We start from the raw sequence: 25,464 nt of genomic DNA on the forward strand, positions 1-25,464 counted from the left end.
TTTCGGTCATTGAGTGCTAGCCGAACGCCTCTTAGTCTGTGGGACATAAACCGATGGCAAGCCGTAAGAGCGTGCCACGTCCCGTGATGATCCGTTGTGGAGCTTGACCATGACCGCTGCTGCGTACCCGCACCTGCTGGCCCCGTTGGACCTGGGTTTTACCACCTTGCGCAACCGTACCCTGATGGGCTCGATGCACACGGGGCTGGAAGAAAAACCGGGCGGTTTCGAACGCATGGCGGCCTACTTCGCCGAGCGCGCCCGTGGCGGCGTGGGCCTGATGGTCACCGGCGGCATTGGCCCGAACGATGAAGGTGGGGTGTATTCCGGCGCGGCCAAGCTGACCACCGACGAAGAGGCGCAGAAGCACAAGATTGTGACCCGCGCCGTACACGAAGCCGGCGGCAAGATCTGCATGCAGATCCTCCACGCCGGCCGTTATGCCTACAGCCCCAAGCAGGTGGCACCGAGCGCGATCCAGGCGCCGATCAACCCGTTCAAGCCCAAGGAACTGGACGAAGCGGGCATCGAGAAACAGATCCAGGATTTCGTCACCTGCTCGCTGCTGGCGCAGTCCGCCGAATACGACGGCGTGGAAATCATGGGTTCCGAAGGCTACTTCATCAACCAGTTCCTCGCCGCCCACACCAACCACCGTACCGACCGTTGGGGCGGCAGCTACGAAAACCGCATGCGCCTGGCGGTAGAGATCGTGCGCCGGGTGCGCGAAGCCGTCGGCCCGAACTTCATCATTATCTTCCGCCTGTCGATGCTCGATCTGGTGGAAGGCGGCAGCAGTTGGGAAGAAATCGTGCAACTGGCCAAGGCCATCGAGCAGGCCGGTGCGAGCATCATCAACACCGGGATCGGTTGGCACGAAGCGCGCATTCCGACCATCGCCACCAAGGTGCCGCGGGGCGCGTTCAGTAAAGTCACCGCCAAATTGCGCGGCGCGGTGCAGATCCCGCTGATCACCACCAACCGCATCAACACCCCGGAGATTGCCGAGCAGATCCTCGCCGCAGGCGATGCCGACATGGTCTCGATGGCGCGGCCGTTCCTCGCCGACCCGGAGTTCGTCAACAAGGCCGCGGCCGGTCGTGCCGATGAAATCAACACCTGCATCGGCTGCAACCAGGCCTGCCTCGACCACACCTTCGGCGGCAAGTTGACCACCTGCCTGGTCAACCCGCGCGCGTGCTACGAGACCGAGCTCAACTACCTGCCGGTCAAACAGATCAAGAAAATCGCCGTGGTCGGCGCCGGTCCCGCGGGCCTGGCCGCTGCCACGGTGGCGGCCGAACGCGGCCATCAGGTGACGTTGTTCGATTCGGCCAGCGAGATCGGTGGCCAGTTCAACATCGCCAAGCGCGTGCCGGGCAAGGAAGAGTTTTTCGAGACCCTGCGTTATTTCAACCGCAAATTGCAGACCACCCATGTGGAGGTGTGCCTCAACACCCGCGTCGACGTCGCGCAACTGACGGCAGGCGGGTACGACGAGATCATCCTCGCCACCGGTATCGCCCCACGCACGCCGGCAATTGCGGGCATCGATAACCCGAAGGTGCTGAGCTACCTCGACGTGATCCTCGAGCGCAAACCCGTGGGCAAGCGCGTCGCGGTGATCGGTGCCGGCGGTATCGGCTTCGACGTGTCGGAATTCCTCGTGCATCAGGGCGTGTCCACCAGCCTGGACCGCGATGCGTTCTGGAAAGAGTGGGGCATCGACACGCAGTTGCAAGCGCGTGGCGGCGTCGCCGGGATCAAGCCGCAACCGCACCCGCCGGCGCGCGAGGTGTTCCTGCTGCAGCGCAAGGCTTCCAAGGTCGGTGACGGGTTGGGCAAGACCACCGGCTGGATTCACCGCACCGGGTTGAAGAACAAGCAGGTGCAGATGCTCAACAGCGTCGAGTACCTGAAGATCGACGACGCGGGCCTGCATATCCGCATCGGCGCCGAGGGCGAGCCGCAGTTGTTGGCGGTGGACAACATTGTGATCTGCGCCGGCCAGGACCCGTTGCGCGAATTGCAGGACGGCCTGGTCGCAGCGGGCCAGAACGTGCACCTGATCGGCGGTGCCGACGTCGCCGCCGAACTCGACGCCAAGCGCGCCATCAACCAGGGCTCGCGCCTGGCGGCTGAGTTGTAAAACGCCGAGAAGGGGCAGTGTTAGACTACTGCCCCTTTTTCATACGGACTTGCGCCGATGGGCCCTTTCGACTGGCTCCCCCATGCGCCCCTGGAACCGCTGCCGCTGGATTGGCTGAACGGGGTCGAATTGGCCGTGCTGCGCCTGGACCGCATCGACCCGCTGATCAGCGGCAACAAGTGGTTCAAGCTCAGCGAACACCTGGCCCTGGCGCAACAGGCCGGTGCCGGCGGGATCATCAGCCTCGGCGGGGCGTACTCCAACCACCTGCATGCGCTGGCGGCGGCCGGCAAGCGTTTTGATTTTCCCACCGTCGGCCTGTTGCGCGGCCATCCTCAAGACACGCCCACCGTTCTCGATTTGAAAGCCTTCGGCATGCAGTTGCATTGGCTGGGCTATGGCGGCTACCGCGCGCGGCATGAACCCGGTTTCTGGCAGCCGTGGCACGAACACTATCCCCATCTCTACCCGGTGCCCGAAGGCGGCGGGGGCATCGCCGGGGCGTTGGGTTGCGGCGTATTGGTCGAGCAGGCGCGTGCGCAATTGAGCAACGTGGGGTGGGACGATTACGACGCATGGTGGCTGGCGGCAGGCACCGGCACGACTGTGGCCGGGCTGGCGTTGGCGGAGGCGGGGAGACATCCGGTGTACGGTGCAATGGCGGTGCCGGACGATCACGGCGTGGCGCAGAACGTGCGCGCCATCGTGCAGGACGGCTTTGCGCTGTTGGACGCCAGCCGGGGCGGCTTCGCCAAGGTCGACCCGTGGTTGCTCGACTTTATCGAGACCACGCAACGGGCCTGCGGCCTGCCGCTGGAGCCGCTCTATACCGGCAAGGCACTGCTGGCGTTGAAGCAACAGGTCGAAGCCGGACGCTTCCCTCCCGGCACGCGTCTGATCTTCGTCCACACCGGCGGCTTGCAAGGCCGCCGAGGGTTGGCTGCCTAACGCTTGGGCAGCATGCGCAACACGGTGTTATCGCGGATGAAGTAGTGGTGGTACAGACCTGCCACGGCATGCAGGCCGATCAACCAATAACCGATGGAGCCGCCCAGCTCGTGCCACTCTTTGATCTGCTTGGACAAGTCCTTGTTTTCGCCGATCAGGGGCGGTAACTCGATCCCATAGAACATCACGGAATGCCCTTGGGCGCTGACGATCAGCCAGCCAGCGATCGGCATGCCGATCATGAAGGCATACAGTGCAAAGTGCATCAGGGTCGCCAGCAGGCTCTGCCATTGCGGCGGTGCCGGTACGATTTTCGGCGCGACCCCCAGCGAGCGGGCAAACAGGCGCAGCCAGACCAGCACAAACACGGTCAGGCCGAACATGAAGTGCATTTCCACGATCAGCGCTCGCCCACCACTGCCTTTGGGGAAGATCCCGCGAAACTCAATACAGGCGTAGACCACCGCCAGCAACACCACCATCAACCAGTGCAACGCAACCGACATGGTGCTGTAACGTGACTCGGAATTTTTCCACGGCATCGCTTGATTCCTCACTCATCAGGGCAAACCTCCGTTCTTTGGCGACGAAGTCCTTTTACTGTAAGCCTGTTTTGCAGGGTTTGCCCGGCGCGAATGCCGTTGAGTTGACCTCGATCAGTGGCTTTGCGGCATTTCACCGCGGGCCAGGCGCTGGTTGATGTCGGCGATCACCGCTGGCAGGTCGCTGATGGTGTCGATCATGTAGTGCGGGCGCGAACCTTCGAACATCGCTTCGATACGCGTGCGCTCATGGGCCAGGCCGGCGCTGTCCAGGGCGCGGAACTGCGCGTAGGTCAGGCCCAGGGCGTTGCCGGAACAGGTCAGCGCCACGGTCCACATCCCGGCGCGACGGCCTTCGAGAATGCCCGGTACGGTGTCGTCGACCTTGACGCATGCCGCCACATCGTCAACGCCCAGGGCGATCACGTTGGCCAGCGCCTGCGCCGGCCATGGGCGGCCGTTGGGCACTTCGTCGGTGGCGACCACATGGTCGGCGACGTAGCCGTTGGTGGCGGCCAGCGCGACGACCTTGTCCATCACTTGCTTGGGATAGCCGGAACAGGAACCGATCTTGAGCCCTTGCGCACGCAGCACAGCGATGCAGTCGAGGGCGCCGGGGATCAGCGCCGAGTGCTCGGCGATCTTTTCGATCTGCAGCGGCATGAAGCGCTGGTAGATCGCGCTCACGTCCTCGTCGCTGGGCGTGCGGCCGAACGCCTGGCGGTAACGCTCGGCGACCTGCGGCTGGTTGCACAGGGTGCGGATATGGTCCCATTTGCCCATGCCCATCGGGCCACGGGCTTCTTCGATGGAGACCTGGACGCCGAACTCGGCGAAGGCTTCGACAAAAATCTGCGTCGGCGCGAACGAGCCGAAGTCGACCACGGTGCCGGCCCAGTCGAGGATGACAGCCTGCAGGGTATCGGGGTGTTGATAGTTCATGGTTCAGATCCTGGGGGTAAAAAGGGCAATCAGATGTCCAGCACTTGCATCGCGTGCAGCGCCTGCGCAATGGCCGCGACCGCCGCGCGCATCTCGGCCGCATCGACGTGGCCGATGCAGCCCACGCGAAAGGTGTCCACTTCGGTCAATTTGCCGGGGTACAGAATGAAACCCTTGGCCTTGACCCGTTCGTAGAACGCCTTGAACTGGTAGCGCGGGTCTGTCGGCGCATGGAAGGTGACGATGATCGGTGCCTGGATCGCCGCCGGCAGGAAGCTGCGCAGGCCCAGTTCGACCATGCCGTCCAGCAGCACCTGGCAATTGTTGGCATAGCGTCGCTGGCGCGCGGGCAGGCCGCCGTCTTCGTGGTATTGCAGCAGCGCTTCGTGCAGCGCGGCGACCACGTGGGTCGGTGGGGTGAAGCGCCACTGGCCGGTCCTGGCCATGTACTCGTGCTGCTCGAACAGGTCCAGCGCCAGGGAGTGGCAGTTGCCTTGGGCGGCGCCCAGCGCGTGTTTTTCAGCGAAGACAAAGCCCATGCCCGGCACGCCTTCCAGGCACTTGCCCGAGGCGGCGATGAGGGCGTCGAACGGTACTTCGCGGGCATCGATCGGCAGCGCGCCGAAGGAACTCATCGCGTCGACGATCAGGCGCTTGCCATGCTCTTTGACCGCCTGGGCGATCTGCGGCAGCGGGTTGAGCAGGCCGGTACTGGTTTCGCAATGGATCAACGCGACGTGAGTGATGGCCGGGTCGGCCTGCAGCAGGCGGTCGACGTCGGCGGCGCTGCAGGGTTCGTCTTCGGCGGTTTCAAAGGTGCTGAAATCGCGGCCGAGCACTTCGCAGATCTTCGCCAGGCGCTTGCCATAGGCGCCGTTGATCAGCACCAGCACCTTGCCGTTGCGTGGCACCAGGGTGCCGATGGCCGCTTCGACGGCGAAGGTGCCGCTGCCTTGCAACGGCACGCAATGGTGAGTGGCGGCGCCGTTGAGGATCGCCAGCAGTTGCGAGCAGACGCTGGCGGTCAGTTGATTGAAGCGCTCATCCCATGAACCCCAGTCCACCAGCATTGCCTGGCGGGTGCGGGCAGAGGTGGTCAGGGGGCCTGGGGTCAGCAGGATCGGCGCGGCGCTGCTCATTTCAAGTCCTCGCAAAGTGTTCGGGGTGGACGTTACGGCGCCTAAATTGCAGTTTGGCTTGTCATCAATCAAATTGTTTGTTGTTATGCGAGCTATCAGTCAGGCCGATAGAAAGGTCACTCAACATGAATTTGTTCCAACTGCGCGCATTTGACGCAGTGGCCCGCGAGGGCAGCTTTACCCGCGCGGCGGCGCGGTTGTTCATCAGCCAGCCGGCGGTGACCGGGCACATCAAGGCCCTCGAAGAGCACTACCAGATCCCCTTGTTGCGCCGCACCGCGCGGCGCGTCGAGTTGACCGAAGAGGGGACACGCCTGGCAGCGATCACCCGGGCGATCTTTGGCCTGGTGGACGAAGCCCAGGCCCTGCTGGAGGCCAATCGGCAGTTGCTCAGCGGACGCCTCGAAGTGGCGGCCGATGGCCCGCACCTGGTGATGCCGATGATCGCCAGCCTGCGCGCGCGCTACCCAGGGATCACCGTGAACCTGCGCCTGGGCAATGCCCAGGAAACCCTGGCGGCGCTGCTGTCCGAGCATGCGGATGTGGCGGTGCTCACCGAAGTCGAACCACGCAACGGCCTGCACTTGCAGGCGCTGGGCGAATCGCGGATCTGCGCGTTGGTGCCGGCCAGCCACCCGTGGGCGACGCTGGCCCAGGGCATTCAGTTGGAGCAATTGCACGAGGTGATCATGGTGCTGCGCGAGCCGGGCTCCATTACTCGGCGCACCTTCGATCACGCCTGCCGCGGCGCCGGGGTGCAGCCGAAAGTGCTGCTGGAGCTGGACAGCCGTGAAGCGGTAACCGAAGCCGTTGCCGCCGAGTTGGGGGTTGGCGTGGTGTCCTCGATGGAGGTCAGCCCGGACCCGCGCGTGTGTGCGCTGCCGATCCACGGGCAGGGGCTGCTCAACCGACACATGTTGGGGTGCATGGAGCGCCGTCGGTCGCTGCGTTTGATTCAGGCGTTTTTCGAGCTGGCGCCGTGAAGGTTTTTTGGTGGAACGTTGCGTTTTTGCCCTATAAACTCTGCCCCCAAAGCGCCGGCCAGTAGACGTCTCGGCGCGATGGATGAGGAAGAGAGCAAGTCATGGGCGCACAGTGGAAAGTCAAACATAAAGAAGCGGCAGCCAATGCCAAGGGCAAGATCTTCGGCAAACTGGTGAAAGAGATCACCATCGCTGCCCGTAACGGTGCCGACACCGCGACCAACGCCCACTTGCGTCTGGTGGTGGAGCAGGCCAAAAAAGCCTCGATGCCCAAGGAAACCCTGGACCGCGCCATCAAGAAAGGCGCCGGTCTGCTCGGGGAAACCGTGCAGTACCACCGCGTGACCTACGAAGGGTTCGCCCCGCATCAGGTGCCGCTGATCGTTGAGTGCGTGACCGACAACATCAACCGCACCGTGGCGGAAATCCGCGTGGCGTTCCGCAAGGGCCAACTGGGCGCTTCCGGCTCCGTGGCCTGGGACTTCAACCACGTCGGCCTGATCGAAGCCGCGCCGGACAGCCCGGACGCCGATCCTGAAATGGCGGCCATTGAAGCCGGCGCCCAGGATTTCGAAGAGGGCGAAGAAGAGGGCACCACCCTGTTCATCACCGAAACCACCGACCTCGACGCCGTGCAGAAAGCGCTGCCGGAGCAGGGTTTTACCGTGCTGTCGGCCAAACTGGGCTATATCGCGAAGAACCCGGTGACGGGGTTGACCGACGAGCAGATGGCTGAAGTCGAAGCCTTCCTCGAAGGCCTGGACAACCATGACGACGTGCAGGATATGTTCGTCGGCCTGGCCGGCTGATCCATGCCTGAATAAACGCGCTCAAAACTGTGGGAGGGGGCTTGCTCCCGATAGCGGTGTGTCAGTCAACGATGATGTTGAATGGGCCACAGCCATCGGGAGCAAGCCCCCTCCCACATTGGGTTCAGTGCTGTGGAATAGATTGCAGTAGCGCTTCGACTTCCTCGAAGCCCGGCCGCGCCAGCACTTCGGGCTGACAGCAGCGCGCCTGCAAGCCTTCCAGGATCTGGCGTGTGGTGTCGCTCAAGCCTACGTCGATCCGCTGCAACAACTCCCCGAGCAACACTCCGAACGCACGCACTTCAATGCGTTGCAGTGCCCGGGTTTCCAGGGTGTCGGCGGTGGCATGGAACGACGCCGCGCCGAAATCCCCGAGCAAGCAGTCGCCCGCCGCGTTCCACAGAATATTGTGGCCGTACAGGTCGCCATGGGTGATGCCATGGCGGTGCAGGTGCGCGCCCACCGAGGCGATGCCGCGAGCCATGCGCAATGCCACCGCGAGGCTGAAGCGGGTAGCCGGTTCGTAGATGTCGCGGGTGCAGGACGCCAGGCTCGGCAGGGCGGCGAGGTTGCGGTAGCTCGGCTCGATCAGGTCCATCACCAGCGCGGCCTGGTCGTCGGGGTGGCCAACCACGCGGCCTTCCACCTTGATCAGGTTGGGGTGCAGCCCGGCGGCAATGCATGCCTGCATTTCGTGCAGCGGTGAGCCGTCGCTGGTGATGCTGCCCTTGTACAGCTTGACCGCCACCGGCTTGGCCGAGGGCTGCCAGAGCGCCTTGCGGATCACCCCGGAGGCGCCTTCCCCGAGCACCTCGGCCAGTTCCAGCGCCGACCATGGAATGTCGGGCGTCGCATCGTCGGCGGCCACGTCCGCCGCCATTTCCACCGGGTTGCCGGCGTAGGCCAGCCAGGTCAGGCTGGGCAGCGCCAGGAGCCAATCGGGCAGGCCGGTGAGGCGGTTGGAGGCGATGCGGATCAGCTCCAGGTTGTGACAATTGGCCAGGCTTGGCGGCAGGTGCGCCAGGTGGTTGCCGGCCAGCATCAGTTTTTGCAGCAGCGGCCGCTCGCCCAATTCGTCGGGCAGTTGGCTGATGCAGTTATCGGTGAGGATCAACCAGCGCAACAGCGGTGGCAACGCGGCGGCCGGCACGTGGCGGATGCGGTTGGCCTTGAAGCCGATCATGCTCAGCTTTGCGCATTGGCCCAGGCAGGCCGGCAGTTCGGTAAAGGCGTTGTCCGAGCAGAACAACACACGCAGGTGCGGCAGGCGATGCAGGTCGTCGGGCAGGCTGCTCAGGGCGTTGCCGCTGAGGTTGAGGATTTCCAGGGAGTCGGCCAGTTCGAAGATTTCCCGGGGGAATTCGGTCAGCCCACAGGACAGGTCCAGGCGCTGGATGCCGGCCAATTGGCCGGCCTTGAGTTGGGCGAGGGTATTCATGAACGGCGCGGTCACTCGGCAAGGGGGCGTAAAAAGGCGCTCATGATACCGGGTCGGGTGTGTGTTGCGGGTGGACCGCCTGCAATTGGTTCAGGCGACTGGCGGTGCGCGCCAGATCGATGGCCTGGCCGCTCAAGGCCTGCTCCAGCGGGTGCGCGCCGATCAGGATCAGCTGTTTATCCTGGTCGTAGAGCACGTCCACCAGGTTGATAAAGCGCTGTTGCACGGCGATCGGGCAGTCTGCCAGGTGCGGCAGCCCGTCGATGATCCACTCGTCGAAGTCCTGGCACAGCAGCAGGTAATCCATCACCGCCGTGAGTTGTTCGCAGAGGTCATGGAAGGTGAAGGCGATGCGCCGTGCCTGCTGGCTGCGGCAGCGCAACTGGCGGTTGCCGACCGTCAGCGCCTGCGCCGGGCAATCCGTGGCCGGCAGCCCGAGCGCGGTTCGCTGCGCCGGTGTACCCGGCCACACGTACCGACCGCTGCTGAAGCGCTGTTCGGCATGGGCCTGGGGCAGGCTGCGAAAGTCCTTGGGCGAGCTGACTTCCAGCACGTCCATGCGCGCTGCGATCAGGTCGATCACCGGCTTGAATCGCTCGTGGTACAGCGGGTTGGGCAACAGCCCTTGCGGTGGATAATTGGACGTCACCAGCACCAGGACGCGACGTTGGAACAACGCCTTGAACAGGCGGTTGATCAGCATCGCATCGCCGATATCGTGGACATGGAATTCGTCGAAACACAGCACGCGGCAGCCATCCAGCAGCGCATCCAGGGTCACGGCCAGCGCATCGTGGTGCTGACGGTGGGCGAACATGCCCCGGTGCAGGCGGGCGAAAAAATCATGGAAATGCACGCGTTGTTTTTCGGCGATCGGCAATGCCTGGAAAAACCCGTCCAGCAGCCAACTTTTGCCGCGCCCCACCGGCCCGTGCAAATACAGGCTGCGGGTGGGCTGGCCGGCGAGCAGGTGGTGGGTCTCGCGCGCCATCGCCGCAATCGCCCGGGCCTGTGCGGCGCTGAGGGTATAGCCGTGCTGCTCGGCCTTGGTCTGAAAGAAGGTGGGGATGGGTGAGTCGTCGTGGGTGGGGTGTTTTTTACCGAGCAAACGACGGATCAGGGAACGCGGCGCCAAGGGGAGTCACTCTGTGTGCGGTGGTCGCTCACTTTAGGGCGACAATCGGGATTTGACCAATAGCGAAGCGCGCCGCCAGCCATCTCGAAAACGCATGGCCTTTACGGGGCGTGGGCTTCAGAACTGCAGCAGCGGCGTGGTCGGCAGCCCCTGCGGGCTGACCATTGCGTAGTTGTACCCGCCGCCGGACCAGTACTCGGCGAGCAAACCATCGGCACTGCGGCTGCCGCGGGGCAGGAAGTTATTTTCCGGGCCCGGCGGGCGGATGTAGAAACTGATGTGCCGGCCTTGCCGATCCTCGTACAGCACCATCGCCGCCGCGCCTTGTTCGGTGCTGAGCAAGCGCCCGCTGACGGCGGTGAAACCCGCCTGGCTCAAGTCGGGCAGACGCTGGGCCTGGTTGAAATAGCGGTCGAGCCAGGTTTGCATCGTGGCGTTGCCCTGGGCGTGATAGTCGGCGGGCAGCACACCGTCCTGGGCAAACAGGCGGTAAGCCTGCATGGCATCGGCCATGGGCAGCATGGGCGGTTGCATGGCTTCGCGCGCCTGCCAGCCACCCAGGCCGCCGAGGCTGACCGCCATCAGCAACACCGCCGCCGTGGCGAAATGGCGGCGTGACTGCTGCTTGATGCGCTGGCGGATCAGCGCCGGGTCCAGGGCCGGGTTGGCCGGCTGCTGCAACGCGCCACTCAAGGCGGCGCGCAATACGTGCGCGTCCTGCTGCCAGGCATGCACCTGGGCGGCGACCTCGGGGTGGGCGGCCAAGTAGGTTTCCAGCACGCGTCGATCGCTCTCCGGCAGTTGCTGGTCGACGTAGGCATGCAAATCGCGTTCGCTGGGGGGCAGGCTGATCATTTGAGTATCCGCAGGGAAGGGCTGGTCATTTCGCCATCGCTGAGTTGACGCAGGGCTTGGCGCGCCCTGGACAGACGCGACATCACAGTGCCGATGGGCACGTCGAGAATCTGCGCGACTTCCTTGTAGCTCAAGCCTTCGACCGACACCCACAACAGCAGGGCGCGCTGTTCGCTGTTGAGCCGGTCGAAGGCTTGCAGGGTCGACTGGGCGATTACCGTGCGTTCGACCGACGGCTGCACATCGTCGCGGCCGGTGAAGAACTCGAGCATGCGCGCATAGCGCCGGGTGCGCCGATGGGCATCGAGGAACTGCCGGTAGAGGATCGAGAACAGCCAGGCGCGCAGGTCGCCGTCGACGGTTTTGTCGGCCCAGCGGGTGATCGCCCGTTCCAGGGTCGATTGCACCAGGTCGTCGGCGCTGCTGGCGTTACGGCTCAGGGACAGGGCAAAGCGCCGCAGCCTGGGGATGAGTTCACGTAACTGTTCGTCGAGTTCATGCATGGGGAGTCGAGTCTAACCGGTTGTGTGCAGGTAGACGCTGCTCCCTGTAGGTTATTCCACTCGCGATGAAAAGAAACTTTACGCGTGTCGGTGAGAAGTTTCTGTAAAGCCTGAGCGCCTGTAATCGCAGGCTCGTACCTCAATCCACCCTCGTACCTGCCAGCCATTTTTCGGCAGTCAACCGATGAGGGTGTATCCATGATGTTTTCACCGACCGAAAAACCGCTTTTTTCCCCGCCCATGCTGGCGCCTCTGCCTGTCCTGCAGCGCGCCTTGGTTGAGCAATGGGGCTTTGGCCCATCGACCCCGCCGAGCGCCGCCTGTATCCACCACGCCATCGAAGCGCAAGCGGCGCTGGCACCGCATGCGACGGCGGCAGTGTGTGCGGGGCAGCGCATCAGTTATGAACAACTCAACCGCCAAGCCAATCGTTTGGCCGCGGGCTTGATCGAGCAGGGCGTCAAACGCGGCGACACTGTGGCGCTGTTCGTCGAGCGTTCGATCCCCATGCTGGTGGGCCTGTTGGCCGTGTTGAAGGTCGGCGCCGCGTATGTGCCGCAGGACGCCAGAATCGTCCCGCCCCTGCAACTGGCCATGGTCCTCGAGTCATTGACCAGCCCGCTGATCCTGACCCTGTCGCACCTGGCGGATCGCATCCCGTCAGACGCCGCCCATCGCAGCTTGTGCCTGGACACGTTCCTGGCCGAAGTGCCCTGGATCACCCAGGACAATAAGCCTGTGGGCGCCGTCGTCGACACCCACGACCTGTGTTTCGTGCTGTTCACGTCCGGCACCACGGGGCGCCCCAACGGCGTGTGTGTCAGTCACCGTAACGTATGCAACATCCTGTTGACGCAGCCCGGGCGGATGGGCATGGCGCCGGGCCGCAACGTCGGGCAGATCCTCAATATCGGCTTCGACATGGCGGCCTGGGAAATACTCGGCTGCCTGGCCCATGGCGCGACGTTGCTGATTCGCGGCAAAGCCATTGCGCAGACCGCTGCACAGTGCCATGTGTTGATCGCAACCCCTTCGATCCTGGCCGGCCTCGATCCTCGGCAGTGCCCCGATCTCCAGGTGGTCGCGGTCGCCGGAGAACCCTGTTCCCAGGCCCTGGCCGAGCGTTGGGCGGCGCATTGCACGTTCTACAACGGCTGCGGCCCCACCGAAACCACCATCGTCAATACGCTGCATCGGCATGTGCCTGGCACCCCATTGACCATCGGCCAGCCGACCCCCAACAACAGCGTGTATGTGCTCGACGAACAGGGCCGCCCCTGTGAGGCGGGGCAAGCCGGGGAAATGTGGGCGGGCGGCGCCGGGGTAACGGCGGGCTACCTGAACAACCGCGCATTGACCCACGAACGGTACCGCCCGGACCCCTTTGTGGGCGGCGACGCCATGATGTTCCGCACACGCGACCTGGGACGCTGGACGGCCGACGGGCAACTCGAGCACCTGGGGCGCGTCGATGACCAAGTGAAAGTCCGCGGGTTCCGGGTAGAGCTGGACGCGGTGTCCAGCGCCCTGGAAGCCGGCGATGGCTGCACGCGGGCCGTCACGCTAAAACTCGACAGCCGCACCTTGGTCGCCTTTGTTTCGCCGGCCAGCGCCGACGTGGCGTCCTGCCGACGCCAATGCGAGCAGCGCCTGGCCTACTACTGCGTGCCGGCGCTGATCGACGCAGTGGAGCATTTTCCACTGACCGCCCGCGGCAAGATCGACAAGGCGCTGTTGCTGCAACGGGCGCGTGAAAGGTGGGTGGCCGTGCAGGCGTTCGCGGTGCAGGAGCCTGGCCATGTTTGATGCCCTGAGTCAAACCGTGGTGCCGCCCAAGCCGGCGCTCTGGCGGCGCTGGACGGCGTTGCCGGTGTTTTCCTACTACAACCGCCTGGCGGCGTTGGTGTTGCTCAGCAACCTGGCGTTTGCGGTGCTGGGCGTCGGCCTGCAGGGCGTCAGCCCCCAGACGTTGTCGGCGCTGGTGCTGATCAACCTGTCGCTGGCCATCCTGATTCGCCAGCAATACCTGATCAATGCGTTGTTCTGGCTGGCGACGCGCATCCCCGTCACCTGGCCGCTGCGTGTGCGGCGCAGCGCGGCCAAGGTGTACCACGTCGGCGGGCTGCACAGTGGCGCGGCCCTGGCGGCCACGGGCTGGTTCGCGGGGTGGGTCGGTGTGCAGGCCACGGACTATCTGCAGCGGCCGGGCAGCGTTTCGTCCGCTGGGTTGTGGCTTGGCGCGACGCTGCTCGGCGTGTTGCTGTTGATGGTGGGCATGGCGCAACCGCGCATCCGGGGGCGATTTCACAATGGCTTCGAGCGGGTTCATCGGTTTGCGGGGTGGGCCGCGTTGCTGTTGTTCTGGGCGCAGACCTTGCTGGCGTCCGTCGAACGCGGTGCGAGCCTGCTGCACAGTGGCGCGTTCTGGATGCTGGTGCTGTTGACGCTGAGCATCGCACTGCCCTGGCTGCGGCTGCGCAAGGTCGCCGTTGAGCACACGCGGCCTTCCGGGCATGCGGTGATTACGCGCTTTACCCACACCACGCCATTCGCCGGTTCGTCGACCGCGATCAGCCGACATCCGCTGTTGGAGTGGCACTCGTTTGCCAACATCCCCACACCGGGCCAAACCGGGTTTCGGCTGACCATTTCCCGCGCCGGGGATTGGACGGGGCGGTTTATCGAGGACCTGCCGCGCCATGTGTGGGTCAAGGGCATCACCACCGCTGGCGTGGCCCATGTGGAAACCCTGTTCAAGTCGGTGGTGTACGTCGCCACCGGCAGCGGGATCGGCCCGGTCATGCCGCATTTACTTGCGGCGCGGCTGCCGATCCAGCTGATCTGGTCGACCCGCAGCCCGCGCAAGACCTACGGCGACGAATGGGTCGACGAGATCCTGGGTGCCCAGCCCGACGCGTTGATCTGGGACACCGATGAGCGCGGCAAACCTGACCTGGTGCAGTTGGCCTACGGCGCCGTGCAAGCCTGTGGCGCGGAGGCTGTGATCTGTATCGCCAACCAACGACTGACGCAGCAGGTCGTGCAAGAGCTGGAAGCCCGGGGGATACCCGCCTATGGCGCGATCTGGGATTCGTGAAGCGTGTGTGTTCATTAAACGATATCAATCAATGGAGGTGCCTATGAATGTAGTGATCGAGCGTCAGGGTCGGGTGGTCCTGGTCAGGCTCAATCGTCCCCAGGTCAAGAATGCGCTGAACTCGGCGCTGATGACCGAGCTGGTTTCTTGTCTGGAGGCCCTGGACCAGGACCCTCAGGTCGGGTGTTTTGTCATCACCGGCGGTGCGCAGTATTTTGCCGCCGGAGCCGATATCAAGGAGATGAGCGGCAAGACCTATCAGGATATGCTCAACGAGGATTACTTCGTCGGCTGGGAGGCATTTACCCGCTTGCGCACGCCGACCATCGCCGCCGTCAACGGTTACGCCTTCGGCGGAGGGTGCGAACTGGCGCTGATGTGCGACATGATCTTTGCCGCCGATAGCGCCACCTTTGCCCAGCCGGAGATCAAGCTCGGCGTGATCCCTGGCATGGGGGCGACCCAACGTCTGACAGGCTTGATCGGCAAGGCCAAGACCATGGATCTGGTGCTGACCGGGCGGCCGATGACGGCTCACGAGGCTGAACAGGCCGGGTTGGTGTCGCGTGTCTATCCGGCGGCGAGCTTGCTGGAGCAGACGCTGGCGGTGGCCGCGCAAATCGCCGGTTTTTCTCGCCTGGCCACCCGGGCGGCGCGCGAGGCGGTCGAGCAATCCCTGCAGCTCGGGCTGCACGAGGGCGTGCGGCTGGAACGCCGACTGTTCCACAGTCTGTTCGCCACGCCCGATCAGCAGGAGGGCATGCAGGCGTTTCTCGACAAGCGACCGGCCGCGTTTAATCGGGTGTAGGAGGGCCAAGGACTCGGCGCTGGGCTGCTCTGAAAAAAACTACAGTGAAGGAGGAATAAACCTACATGGGATTCGTCTCATAGCTCAATTTCCCCTTGGCCATGTGCCCTGGAGCTTTTCATGGTAGATCACTCATCACCGCCCCGTCCGCCACTCAGCACGGCCAGCCTGGCGATCAGGCTGGCGTGTATCGGTGGCGTGGTAGCGGCTGTCGCCGGGGCGTTTGCCTACGTCAACGGCACCTTCGACCCACAACGCCTGCAGCCCAAAACCCTGGTCAATGCCCTGGAAACCAATAACGGCATCCACCCGGGGTTTCGGCGCAACCATGCCAAGGGCGTATGTGTCGCGGGGTACTTCGAGAGCAGCGCCGAGGCGCGTGCCTACTCCAGTGCCCAGGTATTCAATGCGGCCAGGACCCCATTGATCGGCCGGTTTGCCTTGCCCAGCGGTAACCCCTACGCGCCGGACAGCAGTGTGCCGATCCGCAGTTTTGCCGTGCAATTCAGCCAGGCCAACGGCCAGCAGTGGCGCACCGGGATGAACAGCATGCCGGTGTTTCCGGTGGGCACCCCCGAGGCGTTCTATCAACTGCTCAAGGCCGGCGCGCCCGATCCGGCCACCGGAAAGCCCAACCCGGCGAATATGCCGGCGTTCTTTGCGGCCCATCCCGAGGCCGCGCCGTTCCTGGCGTGGGTCAAGACGGCCAAGCCATCCGCGAGCTATGCGACGGAAACCTACAACGGCATCAACGCGTTTTTCCTGGTGGGCGCCGATGGCAAGCGCCAGGCCGTGCGTTGGGCGGTTGTCGCGCAAAGCCAGGATGCTGTGGGCGATACCGCGCCAGCCGGCAGTGACTTCCTGGAAAAAGACCTGGTGCAACGCCTGGCTTTCGGACCGCTGCGTTGGCAGTTGAATCTGACCCTGGCCAACCCCGGCGATCCGCTCGACGATGCAAGCAAACCCTGGATCGGCGAACACAAAATACTCAACGCCGGCACCCTGGTGCTGCAAAGCAGCCAAGCGCAAGCAGACGGCGATTGCCGCGACATCAACTTCGATCCGCTGATTCTGCCAAGCGGCATCGAGGCTTCGAATGACCCGCTATTGGCCGCGCGTTCGGCCGCCTACGCCAGTTCCTACCTGCGCCGCGCCGCAGAAGTCAGCCCGTTGCACCGCCCCCCTCAGGAGTCGAAGCCATGAATGCCCAACCACGGTTTTTCGCCCCTCTGGCGCGCCTGCTGCACTGGCTGATGGCGCTGATGATCATCGCCATGCTGTTCATCGGCGCGGGCCTGGCAGCGTCGGTTTCCGAACGGCATGAATGGTTGATCCACCTACACAAGCCGCTGGGTATTGCGATCCTGGCGTTGGTGATCGTGCGTTTGGCGGTGCGTTTTTCCACGCGCCAACCGCCGTTGCCTGGCGATTTGCCGCAATGGCAAGTGTTGGCGGCCAAGGCTTCCCATTGGCTGCTGTATGCCTTGATGCTGGTGTTGCCGCTGCTCGGTTGGGCGATGATTTCGGCGGCGGGCGACCCGGTGATGCTCAGCCATTCGGTGCAACTGCCGGCGCTGGTGTCGGCCAACGCACCGCTGTTCGCGGTGCTGCGCAAGGCCCACGGCTATCTTGCCTATGTGCTGTTTCTCACGGTGCTGTTGCACCTGGCGGCGGCGCTGTTCCATGGGTTGATTCGCCGTGACGGCGTGCTGCAGAGCATGACGGGCACCCAGGACTGAGGCCCGCGCTTGATCCGTGTGGCGAGCACGCTCGCCACATTCAGCGCAACAGGCTGACGATATCGGCCACGCTGCTCAACACATCTTTGCCCAACTGCATCGAGCGTTTGCCCGACCAGCCGGTGTTCGGGTTGGGCGCGTCGTCGTTGTCCTTGAAGGGCATCTCCAGGGTCAGCGACAGGCAGTCGTACTTCTCACCGACGGCATTGCAGGCCAGGGTCATATTGGCTTCGCCCGGCAGGTCGCGGGTGTAGCCGTGGGTGGTCTGGAAGTCACGGGTCAAGGCGCTCAGGTGGCTGCGAAAGTGCTTTTCCAGGGCTTCGATACGCGGGGTGTAGCCGGGGTTGCCTTCGCAGGCGGCGGCGAATACGTAGGGGATTTCTTCGTCACCGTGGATATCGAGGAACAGGTCGACGCCATACTTTTCCATTTGCGTCTGGACGAACAGCACTTCCGGGCTGATCTCCTGGCTGGCGCTCTGCCAGGCGCGATTGAGGTCCTGGCCCATGGCGTTGGTGCGCAGGTGGCCGTGAAACGCGCCGTCGGGGTTCATGTTCGGTACCAGGTACAGGTCGGCGACGGCCAACAGCTTTTTCAGCTCGGCGTCGCCGTCCTGCTGCAGGCGTTCGATGATGCCTTCCATAAACCATTCGGCCATGTGCTCGCCTGGGTGCTGCTGGGCGATGATCCACACCTTGCGCCGACCTTCGCCACCTTTGCCACGGCGCAACAGTTGGATATCGCGGCCTTCGACACTTTTACCGGTGGCCAGCAAGCGGGTGCCCGCATGGTTCAGCGCCTGGTCGATGAGCCAGTCGTGGCGCTCGCGGCTGTAGGGTTCGAAGTAGGCAAACCAGGCGTGTTTCTCACGGGTTTCGAGACTGATGTGCAGGGTTTCGCCGTCGAAACGCGTAGGCACCCGGAACCAATTGACGTGGTCATACGACGCCACGGCGTTGTAGCCGCTCCAGGCGTGTTTATAGGACGATTGCCCGGCATTGCTCAGGCGGAAGGTGTGGGTGTGGCCCACATGCATACCTTCGGCCTTGAAGTGGAACCATTGGAAATGGTGACTGCGGGTATCGGGTTTGATTGCCAGCAACAAGTGATAGGCATCGCTGGCATCCAGAACCTGGATGTTGCCGCTGTCGAAGTTGGTGCTGATTTTGATGGAGGTCAAGGCCACTGTCATAGTCTGGCTGCCTGAGTATGAGTGTTGTGGCGGTTATCTTACACAGAGGCCGGGCAAAATCCGGATGCAAAATTGTTGCGGGAGGAGGGGGGCGTCATCCTTGACGCCGCAGCAGCTTAGAATCTATGAGATTGATTCTCAAGTGCTATTTCGCAAAGGTCTGAGCCAGAGCGGTCGCCCGACTTTCTTTTGACGATGGTCTTTTGCTATCATGCGTGCCATCAAGCAACACACAGTCTTCATTAGCCTGAAGCCAAGCCAGAAACACTGGCAAAAAAAAGACCCGGCCAAAGAGCCGGGTCAAAAACCGTGATTAGCCTGATGAGGAGATATTCCAAGAGTCCGACCTAAGGTCCCTTGGTCTATCGACTGATCTCGCGATCAGCTTGGTCCAATAATAATCATTATCATTTGCAAGTCAAATGTTTTTATCCGTGGGATAGAAATATTTTTCTTTCGCGTGGCTCATGCACCGTCCTGGGCCTGCGGCGCCTGCAACGATCGCTCCACCATCGCCTTCGCCATATCAATCAAATACACCACTGAAAATGCCAGGTCACGCTGGTTGCCTTGATGGCTGCTCGCCGATTCGTAGGCTGTGGCAGCCGCGCTGCGCAACAGGTCCGAGGCATGCACCAGGGCTTCCTCCGGGCTGACGCCGGGCTTGATGCTGAAGAAGGCGTCGTTCGGGGCCGAGGCGCACATCTCTTCTTTCAAATAGTAATCCAGCGCACGTTGGGCGGCGCCGCTGCTGCGCATGTCGAGCAGCTCATGGGATTCGGGTTCGCAGGGCAGGCGATACGGGCTTGTCGTCATAGGGCGGTACTCGGGTTGGGTGTCGAAACGCTGATACCCGATGATAGTACGTATCGTATTTATGTCGTTTTATGGATTACTACAAACTGTTTATTGCCCTGAAAAATACGCGACGTATTGTCAGGCCCCATGGATAAATGGATCGCGTTGGTCAGGGCCAACATGAAAGACCGCAAGGTCACGCAGGATGAACTGGCCGAACGCCTGGGCATGTCCCAGGGCGGTGTCGGGCATTGGCTGAACAAGCGCCGGGTGCCAAGCCTGGCGGACATGAACCGGGTGCTGGAAGCGCTGGGGCTGGGCTCCCTGGAAGTCGCGTTGGATATTCGTCGCAAGGCCGATGCGCTGCCGGTTGGGCCACCACACTACAACCCGTACTTCCGCTACCCGGTCAGCGATTGGAAAGGCGTGTGCGAACTTCGCGAAGAGCGCCCGGCCTACGGCGCGGCGCGCTTCGAACTGACGGACTACCATGCCCAGGGCGAGGCTTACTGGCTGCCCGTGGTCGGCGACGCGATGACCGCGCCCAGTGGCCTGAGCATCGGTGCCGGGATGATGATCCTGGTGGACCCGGCCATCGACGCCGAACCCGGCAAGCTGGTGGTCGCGCAGTGGGCGCACAGCCCGCAGGCGACCTTCCGCCAGTTGCGCGAAGAGAGCGGCCAGCTGTACCTGGTACCGCTCAATCCGACTTACCCCAAGCGCCTGTTCAGCGACGATTGCCGCATCCTCGGCGTCGTCGTGCAGGCCACGGCGAAGTTCTAGTCCGCGGGTTCAAGCTCGACCAGCGCGCAACCTTCGGCAACCATTTCGCCTTCCTGGCAGAACAGTGCCTTGACCACGCCGGCCTGGGGCGCGCGGATGCTGTGTTCCATCTTCATCGCCTCCAGCACCACCAACTGCGTGCCGGCTTCGACGGTCTGGCGGACATCCACCAGCACCCGCACGATGCTGCCGTTCATCGGTGCGGTGAGGCCGCCTTGGTGGGATTGGTTGGCTTCGACCGCCGCAATCGGATCGAACAGGCTGACGGCATGCATGTCGCCCTCCCAGCGCAGGAACAGCGTGCCTGCGCTACGCACGGCCAGATGGGCACGGCGCACGCCCTGATGGTCGATCAGCAGCTGTTCGCCTTGCAGTCGCGGCGTGTGTTGCGCCAACGTCACCAGACGATCCTGGCCGTTGCAGCTCAAGTGCAGCGAGACTTCGGCGGGCAGCCCTGCGCGAAAGCCGCGAGTGTCTGCCCACGGCCCGTCGCCGGCCGGCAGGCTCTGCATGAAGGCCGAACCCGCGGCCTGCCAGAATTCGTCGCTCAACGCTCCGGGCACCGGCAGCAGTTCGTCCTGATAGCGCGGAATAAAGCCGGTATCCAGCTCGGCGGCGGCAAACGCCGGATGGGCGATGATACGTCGCACAAAGCCCAGGTTGGTCTTGAGTCCGCCGACGGCGAACTCGTCGAGCATGCTCAACAGCCGCAGCCGCGCTTGTTCGCGGTCCTCGCCCCAGGCAATCAGCTTGCCGAGCATCGGGTCGTAGAAGGGCGAAACGCTGTCGCCTTGCTCGACGCCGCTGTCCACGCGGCGGCCCGGGCCGGGTGCGGATTCGCGGTACAGCGTCAGGTGGCCGGTCGCGGGGAGGAAGTCATTGGCCGGGTCTTCGGCATACAAGCGCACCTCGATCGCATGGCCGATCAACGGCACCTGCGCCTGGGTGATCGGCAGCGCTTCGCCCTGGGCCACGCGAATCTGCCAGGCCACCAGGTCGAGGCCGGTAATCGCCTCGGTCACCGGGTGTTCCACTTGCAGCCGCGTGTTCATCTCCATAAAGAAAAACTCGCCACGGGCATCCAGCAAAAATTCCACCGTGCCCGCGCCCACATAACCGATGGCCTGGGCCGCACGCACCGCGGCTTCACCCATCGCCCGGCGCTGGTCGGCGCTCAAGCCGGGCGCCGGGGCTTCCTCGACGACTTTTTGGTGGCGCCGCTGGATCGAACAATCGCGCTCGTTGAGGTACAGGCAGTGCCCCTGCTGATCGGCAAATACCTGGATCTCCACATGGCGTGGCTTGAGCAAGTACTTCTCCACCAGCATCTGCGCGTTGCCGAAGGACGACAGCGCCTCACGCTGGGCGGAAGCCAGGGCTTCGGCCAGTTGACTGACGTCCTCGACCACTTTCATGCCCTTGCCGCCGCCACCGGCCGTGGCCTTGAGCAGCACCGGGTAGCCGATGCGCGCGCAGGCGGCGCGGAAGGTGTCCAGGTCCTGCGCTTCGCCGTGGTAGCCCGGCACCAGCGGCACGCCGGCGGTTTCCATCAGTGACTTGGCGGCGGACTTGCTGCCCATGGCGTCGATTGCCGAGGCGGGCGGGCCGAGAAAGATCAACCCGGCCGCCTCGACGGCACGGGCAAAACCGGCGTTTTCGGAAAGGAAGCCGTAGCCCGGATGAATCGCCTGGGCGCCGCTGGCCTGGGCGGCGGCGATCAGTTTGTCGATTTGCAGGTAACTGTCGGTCGCTTTGCTGCCGCCCAGGTCGACGCGGATATCGGCTTCGCGGCTATGGCGCGCATCGCGATCGGTGGCGCTGTGGACCGCCACGGTGGTCAACCCCATCGCCTTGGCGGTACGCATCACGCGGCAGGCAATTTCGCCACGGTTGGCCACCAGTATGGTGGTCAGTGTGCTCATGAGCGTGGCTCCTGCGACTGCCAGTTGGGCGGGCGTTTTTGCAGGAATGCGCGTAAACCTTCCTGGCCTTCGGCGCTGACGCGGATCCGGGCGATGGCATTTTCGCAATAGCGCCGCAGCGCCGGGGTGAGGGCGCCGTTACCGACTTCGCGCAGCAGATCCTTGCTTGCACGCATCGCTGCCGGGCTGTTTTGCAGGAGGTTGGCAATCCAGTGGTCGACCTGTTGATCCAGGGTTTCGGCCGGATAGCTTTCCGCCAGCAGGCCGATGTCGCGCGCGCGTTCGCCGCCAAAGCGTTCGGCCGTGAGCGCATAACGACGCGCCGCGCGTTCCCCGATGGCTTGCACCACAAACGGGCTGATCACCGCAGGCGCCAAACCGATGCGTACTTCCGACAGGCAGAACTGCGCGTCATCGGCCCCGATCGCCATGTCGCAGCAACTGATCAGGCCCAGCGCGCCACCGTAGGCTGCGCCTTGCACCACTGCCAGCGTCGGGATTTTCAGCTTGGCCAGGTTGTACATCAGCTCCGCCAGTTCGCGTGCGTCGTCGAGGTTGGTGGCGTAATCCAGTTCGGCCGACTGTTGCATCCAGGCCAGGTCGGCGCCGGCGCTGAAGTGTTTGCCGCGCCCGCGCAGGACCAGAAAGCGCAGCGACGCATTGCCCTGCACCTGGTCGAGGGCGATGATCAGTTCGCGGATCATTTCGGCGTTGAAGGCGTTGTGCTTGGCTTCGCGACTGAGCCACAGCGTGGCGAAACCACGGCTGTCGGTGATCAGTTCGAGGGTGTTGAAATCGTTCATGGGGTACAGCTCCATTTACATGCGGAACACGCCGAAGCGGCTCGGCTCGATGGGGGCGTTCAGTGCGGCAGACAGGGCCAGGGCCAGCACGTCGCGGGTCTGCAACGGGTCGATGACGCCGTCATCCCACAGGCGTGCGCTGGAGTAATACGGGTGGCCCTGGGTTTCGTACTGGTCGAGGATCGGCTGTTTGATCGCCGCTTCCTCTTGCGCGCTGAAGCCGTTGCCGGCGCGTTCGGCCTGCTCGCGCTTGACCTGCACCAACACGCCGGCCGCCTGTTCGGCGCCCATCACGCCGATGCGCGCGTTGGGCCACATCCACAAAAAACGCGGGTCGTAGGCGCGGCCGCACATGCCGTAGTTACCCGCGCCAAAACTGCCGCCGATGATCACGGTGAATTTCGGCACCTTGGCGCAGGCCACCGCCGTGACCAGCTTGGCGCCGTGCTTGGCGATACCGCCGGCCTCGTACTTCTGGCCGACCATAAAACCGGTGATGTTTTGCAGGAACAGCAACGGAATCCCGCGCTGACACGCAAGCTCGATGAAGTGCGCGCCTTTTTGCGCGGCTTCGGCGAACAGAATCCCGTTGTTGGCCAGGATCGCTATCGGGTAGCCGTGCAAGTGTGCAAAGCCGCAGACCAGGGTGGTGCCGAACAGCGCCTTGAACTCATCGAACACCGAGCCGTCCACCAGTCGCGCAATCACTTCGCGCACATCGAACGGCTGCTTGGCATCGGCCGGGATCACGCCGTACAACTCTTCGCCGCTGTACAGCGGCGCCACTGGCGTGCGTTGCAGCAACTGGCCTTGTTTGCGCCAGTTGAGGTTGGCCACGCTGCGCCGGGCCAGGGCCAGGGCGTGTTCATCGCTGTCGGCATAGTGGTCGGCCACGCCGGAGATCTTGCAGTGCACGTCGGCACCGCCGAGGTCTTCGGCGCTGACCACTTCACCGGTGGCGGCCTTCACCAGCGGCGGGCCGGCGAGGAAGATGGTGGCTTGCTGGCGCACCATGATTGCTTCGTCCGCCATCGCTGGCACATAGGCGCCGCCGGCGGTACACGAGCCCATCACCACCGCAATCTGCGGGATGCCCTGGGCGCTCATGTTGGCCTGGTTGAAGAAGATCCGCCCGAAGTGCTCGCGGTCGGGGAAGACCTCATCCTGGCGCGGCAGGTTGGCGCCGCCGGAATCCACCAGGTAGATGCATGGCAGGCGGTTCTGTTCGGCGATGGTCTGCGCGCGCAGGTGTTTCTTGACCGTCAGCGGGTAGTAGGAGCCGCCTTTCACCGTGGCGTCGTTGGCGACGATCATGCATTCGACGCCTTCCACGCGGCCGATCCCGACAATCACCCCGGCGGCCGGCACGTCTTCGCCATACACCTGATGGGCGGCCAGTTGGCTGAGTTCCAGGAACGGCGAGCCCGGGTCGAGCAAGCGGTTGATCCGCTCGCGTGGCAGCAGTTTGCCGCGCGAGGTGTGGCGCTCCTGGGCCTTGGCGCCGCCGCCTTGCTGCACCTGGGCGAGCAGGGTGTGCAGGGCGTCGACCTGTTGGCGCATCGCCGCGCTGTTGGCGGCGAACTCCGCCGAGCGCGGGTTGAGCAGGGTGTGCAAGGTGGCCATGGCGCGCTCCTTCAGCGGGTTTCGTTGAAGAGTTCGCGACCGATCAACATGCGCCGGATCTCACTGGTGCCGGCGCCGATTTCGTACAGCTTGGCGTCGCGCAGCAGGCGTCCGGCGGGGAATTCATTGATGTAGCCATTGCCGCCCAGGATCTGGATCGCGTCGAGGGCCATTTGCGTGGCGCGTTCGGCGCTGTAGAGGATCACCCCGGCCGCGTCCTTGCGCGTGGTTTCGCCGCGCTCGCAGGCCTGGGCCACCGCGTACAGGTAGGCGCGGCTGGCGTTGAGCTGGGTGTACATGTCGGCGACCTTGCCCTGGATCAGCTGGAATTCGCCGATGCTCTGGCCGAACTGCTTGCGGTCGTGGATGTACGGCACGATCAGGTCCATGCAGGCTTGCATGATCCCGGTCGGGCCGCCGGACAGTACGACGCGTTCGTAGTCCAGGCCGCTCATCAGCACTTTGACGCCGCCGTTGAGCACGCCGAGGATGTTGTCCTCCGGCACTTCCACGTCATCGAAGAACAGCTCGCAGGTGTTGGAGCCGCGCATGCCGAGCTTGTCGAACTTGTTGCTGCGGCTGAAGCCTTTCCAGTCGCGCTCGACGATGAACGCCGTGATGCCGTGGGCGCCTTTGTCCAGGTCGGTCTTGGCGTAGATCACGTAGGTGCTGGCGTCGGGGCCGTTGGTGATCCAGGTCTTGCTGCCGTTGAGCACGTAGTGGTCGCCGCGCTTGTCGGCGCGCAGTTTCATCGAGACCACGTCGGAGCCGGCATTCGGCTCGCTCATGGCCAGGGCGCCGACGTGTTCGCCGCTGATCAGCTTCGGCAGGTACTTGAGTTTCTGTTCATGGCTGCCGTTGCGGTTGATCTGGTTCACGCAGAGGTTGGAGTGGGCGCCGTAGGACAACGCCACCGACGCCGAACCACGGCTGATCTCTTCCATGGCCACCACATGGGCCAGGTAGCCCAGGCCGGCACCGCCGTATTCTTCGGCCACGGTAATGCCCAGCAGGCCCATGTCACCGAACTTGCGCCACAGGTCGGCGGGGAACAGGTTGTCGATGTCGATTTGTGCCGCGCGCGGAGAAATCTCCTTGGCCACGAAGGACTGCACTTGGTCGCGCAGCATGTCGATGGTTTCGCCGAGGGCGAAGTTCAGGGAGGGGTAACTCATGGACAGGCACCTTTATTGAGCTTTGTTGTTGTGGGGTGACGGCACCGGGGGAGGGGATGCTCACCTTTACGTTAACGTAAG

The 25,464-nt window shown here is 63.8% G+C and carries 23 protein-coding genes; 10 read left to right on the forward strand and 13 right to left on the reverse strand.

Translation table 11 applies throughout. The features are described from left to right. Positions 1 to 109 precede the first annotated feature (109 nt). Both ACVWZP_RS01365 and ACVWZP_RS01370 read left to right on the forward strand, forming a co-directional pair. Entirely contained in the window at positions 110 to 2,149 is a 2,040-nt protein-coding gene (locus ACVWZP_RS01365; RefSeq protein WP_017848135.1) for an NADPH-dependent 2,4-dienoyl-CoA reductase, read from the forward strand. A 57-nt stretch (positions 2,150 to 2,206) separates the two neighbouring features. Then, positions 2,207 to 3,097, forward strand: a complete 891-nt coding sequence (locus ACVWZP_RS01370) for a 1-aminocyclopropane-1-carboxylate deaminase/D-cysteine desulfhydrase (RefSeq protein WP_457369304.1) — start codon at positions 2,207 to 2,209, stop codon at positions 3,095 to 3,097. Here ACVWZP_RS01370 and ACVWZP_RS01375 read toward each other — a convergent pair. The 3 genes from ACVWZP_RS01375 to ACVWZP_RS01385 form a co-directional block, all read right to left on the reverse strand. Continuing rightward, positions 3,094 to 3,639: a cytochrome b gene (locus ACVWZP_RS01375; RefSeq protein WP_046485421.1), complete on the reverse strand. Its 546-nt coding sequence runs from the start codon at positions 3,637 to 3,639 to the stop codon at positions 3,094 to 3,096. The genes ACVWZP_RS01370 and ACVWZP_RS01375 overlap by 4 nt on opposite strands. A gap of 114 nt (positions 3,640 to 3,753) precedes the next feature. Continuing rightward, positions 3,754 to 4,581 (reverse strand): phosphonoacetaldehyde hydrolase, encoded by an 828-nt coding sequence (gene phnX, locus ACVWZP_RS01380; RefSeq protein WP_017848132.1) that lies wholly within the window; start codon positions 4,579 to 4,581, stop codon positions 3,754 to 3,756. Between the two features lie 29 nt (positions 4,582 to 4,610). Continuing rightward, positions 4,611 to 5,720 (reverse strand): 2-aminoethylphosphonate--pyruvate transaminase, encoded by a 1,110-nt coding sequence (locus tag ACVWZP_RS01385; protein WP_457369305.1) that lies wholly within the window; start codon positions 5,718 to 5,720, stop codon positions 4,611 to 4,613. A gap of 125 nt (positions 5,721 to 5,845) precedes the next feature. Here ACVWZP_RS01385 and ACVWZP_RS01390 point away from each other — a divergent pair, with 125 nt between their 5' ends. Next, a complete protein-coding gene (locus ACVWZP_RS01390) occupies positions 5,846 to 6,703 on the forward strand; it encodes a LysR substrate-binding domain-containing protein (RefSeq protein ID WP_457369306.1) in 858 nt (285 codons plus the stop codon). 101 nt (positions 6,704 to 6,804) lie between these two features. Then, the gene (locus ACVWZP_RS01395; protein ID WP_017848129.1) at positions 6,805 to 7,512 is read left to right on the forward strand and encodes a YebC/PmpR family DNA-binding transcriptional regulator; all 708 of its coding nucleotides are present in this window, start codon (positions 6,805 to 6,807) and stop codon (positions 7,510 to 7,512) included. Positions 7,513 to 7,636: 124 nt separating this feature from the next. Here the strand turns inward: ACVWZP_RS01395 and ACVWZP_RS01400 are convergent, their stop codons facing one another. From ACVWZP_RS01400 to ACVWZP_RS01415, 4 genes are all read right to left on the reverse strand, one after another. Beyond that, positions 7,637 to 8,950 carry a leucine-rich repeat-containing protein kinase family protein gene (locus tag ACVWZP_RS01400; RefSeq protein ID WP_177032366.1) on the reverse strand — a complete coding sequence of 438 codons (1,314 nt, stop codon included), beginning with the start codon at positions 8,948 to 8,950 and terminating at the stop codon, positions 7,637 to 7,639. Between the two features lie 40 nt (positions 8,951 to 8,990). Then, positions 8,991 to 10,085: a cell division protein ZapE gene (gene zapE / locus ACVWZP_RS01405; protein WP_079444224.1), complete on the reverse strand. Its 1,095-nt coding sequence runs from the start codon at positions 10,083 to 10,085 to the stop codon at positions 8,991 to 8,993. Between the two features lie 117 nt (positions 10,086 to 10,202). Next, entirely contained in the window at positions 10,203 to 10,940 is a 738-nt protein-coding gene (locus ACVWZP_RS01410; RefSeq protein WP_372812536.1) for an anti-sigma factor family protein, read from the reverse strand. Next, positions 10,937 to 11,443 carry a sigma-70 family RNA polymerase sigma factor gene (locus tag ACVWZP_RS01415; RefSeq protein WP_046382864.1) on the reverse strand — a complete coding sequence of 169 codons (507 nt, stop codon included), beginning with the start codon at positions 11,441 to 11,443 and terminating at the stop codon, positions 10,937 to 10,939. The genes ACVWZP_RS01410 and ACVWZP_RS01415 overlap by 4 nt, the downstream gene beginning before the upstream one ends. Before the next feature lie 198 nt (positions 11,444 to 11,641). On the opposite strand from ACVWZP_RS01415, the gene ACVWZP_RS01420 reads away from it, so the two are divergent. From ACVWZP_RS01420 to ACVWZP_RS01440, 5 genes are all read left to right on the forward strand, one after another. After that, on the forward strand, positions 11,642 to 13,249 hold the full coding sequence (locus ACVWZP_RS01420; protein ID WP_457369307.1) for an amino acid adenylation domain-containing protein: 1,608 nt from the start codon (positions 11,642 to 11,644) through the stop codon (positions 13,247 to 13,249). Then, on the forward strand, positions 13,242 to 14,540 hold the full coding sequence (locus ACVWZP_RS01425) for a ferredoxin reductase domain-containing protein (RefSeq protein WP_301556388.1): 1,299 nt from the start codon (positions 13,242 to 13,244) through the stop codon (positions 14,538 to 14,540). The genes ACVWZP_RS01420 and ACVWZP_RS01425 overlap by 8 nt, the downstream gene beginning before the upstream one ends. Positions 14,541 to 14,583: 43 nt before the next feature. Next, complete coding sequence (locus ACVWZP_RS01430; RefSeq protein WP_017848122.1) at positions 14,584 to 15,348, forward strand: enoyl-CoA hydratase-related protein; 765 nt, start codon at positions 14,584 to 14,586, stop codon at positions 15,346 to 15,348. A gap of 120 nt (positions 15,349 to 15,468) precedes the next feature. Further along, positions 15,469 to 16,551 (forward strand): catalase family peroxidase, encoded by a 1,083-nt coding sequence (locus tag ACVWZP_RS01435; RefSeq protein ID WP_169881568.1) that lies wholly within the window; start codon positions 15,469 to 15,471, stop codon positions 16,549 to 16,551. Beyond that, the gene (locus ACVWZP_RS01440) at positions 16,548 to 17,087 is read left to right on the forward strand and encodes a cytochrome b (RefSeq protein WP_046382866.1); all 540 of its coding nucleotides are present in this window, start codon (positions 16,548 to 16,550) and stop codon (positions 17,085 to 17,087) included. The genes ACVWZP_RS01435 and ACVWZP_RS01440 overlap by 4 nt, the downstream gene beginning before the upstream one ends. A 40-nt stretch (positions 17,088 to 17,127) precedes the next feature. Here the strand turns inward: ACVWZP_RS01440 and ACVWZP_RS01445 are convergent, their stop codons facing one another. Together ACVWZP_RS01445 and ACVWZP_RS01450 are read right to left on the reverse strand one after the other, a co-directional pair. Next, positions 17,128 to 18,279 (reverse strand): M14 family metallopeptidase, encoded by a 1,152-nt coding sequence (locus tag ACVWZP_RS01445; protein WP_017848119.1) that lies wholly within the window; start codon positions 18,277 to 18,279, stop codon positions 17,128 to 17,130. Between the two features lie 465 nt (positions 18,280 to 18,744). Next, positions 18,745 to 19,095, reverse strand: a complete 351-nt coding sequence (locus ACVWZP_RS01450) for a DUF6124 family protein (RefSeq protein WP_026140171.1) — start codon at positions 19,093 to 19,095, stop codon at positions 18,745 to 18,747. Between the two features lie 129 nt (positions 19,096 to 19,224). Here ACVWZP_RS01450 and ACVWZP_RS01455 point away from each other — a divergent pair, with 129 nt between their 5' ends. Further along, positions 19,225 to 19,860, forward strand: a complete 636-nt coding sequence (locus tag ACVWZP_RS01455; RefSeq protein WP_079444220.1) for a LexA family protein — start codon at positions 19,225 to 19,227, stop codon at positions 19,858 to 19,860. On the opposite strand, the gene ACVWZP_RS01460 is transcribed toward ACVWZP_RS01455, so the two are convergent. From ACVWZP_RS01460 to ACVWZP_RS01475, 4 genes are read right to left on the reverse strand one after another with little or no spacing between them, the layout of a single operon-like run. Further along, positions 19,857 to 21,782, reverse strand: coding sequence for an acetyl/propionyl/methylcrotonyl-CoA carboxylase subunit alpha (locus ACVWZP_RS01460; protein ID WP_457369308.1), 1,926 nt, complete (start codon positions 21,780 to 21,782; stop codon positions 19,857 to 19,859). The genes ACVWZP_RS01455 and ACVWZP_RS01460 overlap by 4 nt on opposite strands. Next, positions 21,779 to 22,585 carry a gamma-carboxygeranoyl-CoA hydratase gene (locus ACVWZP_RS01465; protein ID WP_288081514.1) on the reverse strand — a complete coding sequence of 269 codons (807 nt, stop codon included), beginning with the start codon at positions 22,583 to 22,585 and terminating at the stop codon, positions 21,779 to 21,781. Before ACVWZP_RS01465 ends, ACVWZP_RS01460 begins: the two co-directional genes overlap by 4 nt. Positions 22,586 to 22,600: 15 nt before the next feature. Continuing rightward, on the reverse strand, positions 22,601 to 24,208 hold the full coding sequence (locus ACVWZP_RS01470) for a carboxyl transferase domain-containing protein (protein ID WP_057004449.1): 1,608 nt from the start codon (positions 24,206 to 24,208) through the stop codon (positions 22,601 to 22,603). Positions 24,209 to 24,219: 11 nt separating this feature from the next. Then, complete coding sequence (locus ACVWZP_RS01475; protein ID WP_057004448.1) at positions 24,220 to 25,383, reverse strand: isovaleryl-CoA dehydrogenase; 1,164 nt, start codon at positions 25,381 to 25,383, stop codon at positions 24,220 to 24,222. Between the last annotated feature and the right edge of the window lie 81 nt (positions 25,384 to 25,464).

The organism is Pseudomonas sp. TE36184 (genome assembly GCF_054060055.1).

Bases quoted from the DNA above. Each gene is read 5' to 3' on its own strand.
- ACVWZP_RS01365 (WP_017848135.1), top strand. From the start codon at position 110: ATGACCGCTGCTGCGTACCCGCACCTGCTGGCCCCGTTGGACCTGGGT.
- ACVWZP_RS01370 (WP_457369304.1), top strand. From the start codon at position 2,207: ATGGGCCCTTTCGACTGGCTCCCCCATGCGCCCCTGGAACCGCTGCCG.
- ACVWZP_RS01375 (WP_046485421.1), bottom strand. From the start codon at position 3,639: ATGCCGTGGAAAAATTCCGAGTCACGTTACAGCACCATGTCGGTTGCG.
- phnX (WP_017848132.1), bottom strand. From the start codon at position 4,581: ATGAACTATCAACACCCCGATACCCTGCAGGCTGTCATCCTCGACTGG.
- ACVWZP_RS01385 (WP_457369305.1), bottom strand. From the start codon at position 5,720: ATGAGCAGCGCCGCGCCGATCCTGCTGACCCCAGGCCCCCTGACCACC.
- ACVWZP_RS01390 (WP_457369306.1), top strand. From the start codon at position 5,846: ATGAATTTGTTCCAACTGCGCGCATTTGACGCAGTGGCCCGCGAGGGC.
- ACVWZP_RS01395 (WP_017848129.1), top strand. From the start codon at position 6,805: ATGGGCGCACAGTGGAAAGTCAAACATAAAGAAGCGGCAGCCAATGCC.
- ACVWZP_RS01400 (WP_177032366.1), bottom strand. From the start codon at position 8,950: ATGAATACCCTCGCCCAACTCAAGGCCGGCCAATTGGCCGGCATCCAG.
- ACVWZP_RS01410 (WP_372812536.1), bottom strand. From the start codon at position 10,940: ATGATCAGCCTGCCCCCCAGCGAACGCGATTTGCATGCCTACGTCGAC.
- ACVWZP_RS01415 (WP_046382864.1), bottom strand. From the start codon at position 11,443: ATGCATGAACTCGACGAACAGTTACGTGAACTCATCCCCAGGCTGCGG.
- ACVWZP_RS01420 (WP_457369307.1), top strand. From the start codon at position 11,642: ATGATGTTTTCACCGACCGAAAAACCGCTTTTTTCCCCGCCCATGCTG.
- ACVWZP_RS01425 (WP_301556388.1), top strand. From the start codon at position 13,242: ATGTTTGATGCCCTGAGTCAAACCGTGGTGCCGCCCAAGCCGGCGCTC.
- ACVWZP_RS01430 (WP_017848122.1), top strand. From the start codon at position 14,584: ATGAATGTAGTGATCGAGCGTCAGGGTCGGGTGGTCCTGGTCAGGCTC.
- ACVWZP_RS01435 (WP_169881568.1), top strand. From the start codon at position 15,469: ATGGTAGATCACTCATCACCGCCCCGTCCGCCACTCAGCACGGCCAGC.
- ACVWZP_RS01440 (WP_046382866.1), top strand. From the start codon at position 16,548: ATGAATGCCCAACCACGGTTTTTCGCCCCTCTGGCGCGCCTGCTGCAC.
- ACVWZP_RS01445 (WP_017848119.1), bottom strand. From the start codon at position 18,279: ATGACAGTGGCCTTGACCTCCATCAAAATCAGCACCAACTTCGACAGC.
- ACVWZP_RS01450 (WP_026140171.1), bottom strand. From the start codon at position 19,095: ATGACGACAAGCCCGTATCGCCTGCCCTGCGAACCCGAATCCCATGAG.
- ACVWZP_RS01455 (WP_079444220.1), top strand. From the start codon at position 19,225: ATGGATAAATGGATCGCGTTGGTCAGGGCCAACATGAAAGACCGCAAG.
- ACVWZP_RS01460 (WP_457369308.1), bottom strand. From the start codon at position 21,782: ATGAGCACACTGACCACCATACTGGTGGCCAACCGTGGCGAAATTGCC.
- ACVWZP_RS01465 (WP_288081514.1), bottom strand. From the start codon at position 22,585: ATGAACGATTTCAACACCCTCGAACTGATCACCGACAGCCGTGGTTTC.
- ACVWZP_RS01470 (WP_057004449.1), bottom strand. From the start codon at position 24,208: ATGGCCACCTTGCACACCCTGCTCAACCCGCGCTCGGCGGAGTTCGCC.
- ACVWZP_RS01475 (WP_057004448.1), bottom strand. From the start codon at position 25,383: ATGAGTTACCCCTCCCTGAACTTCGCCCTCGGCGAAACCATCGACATG.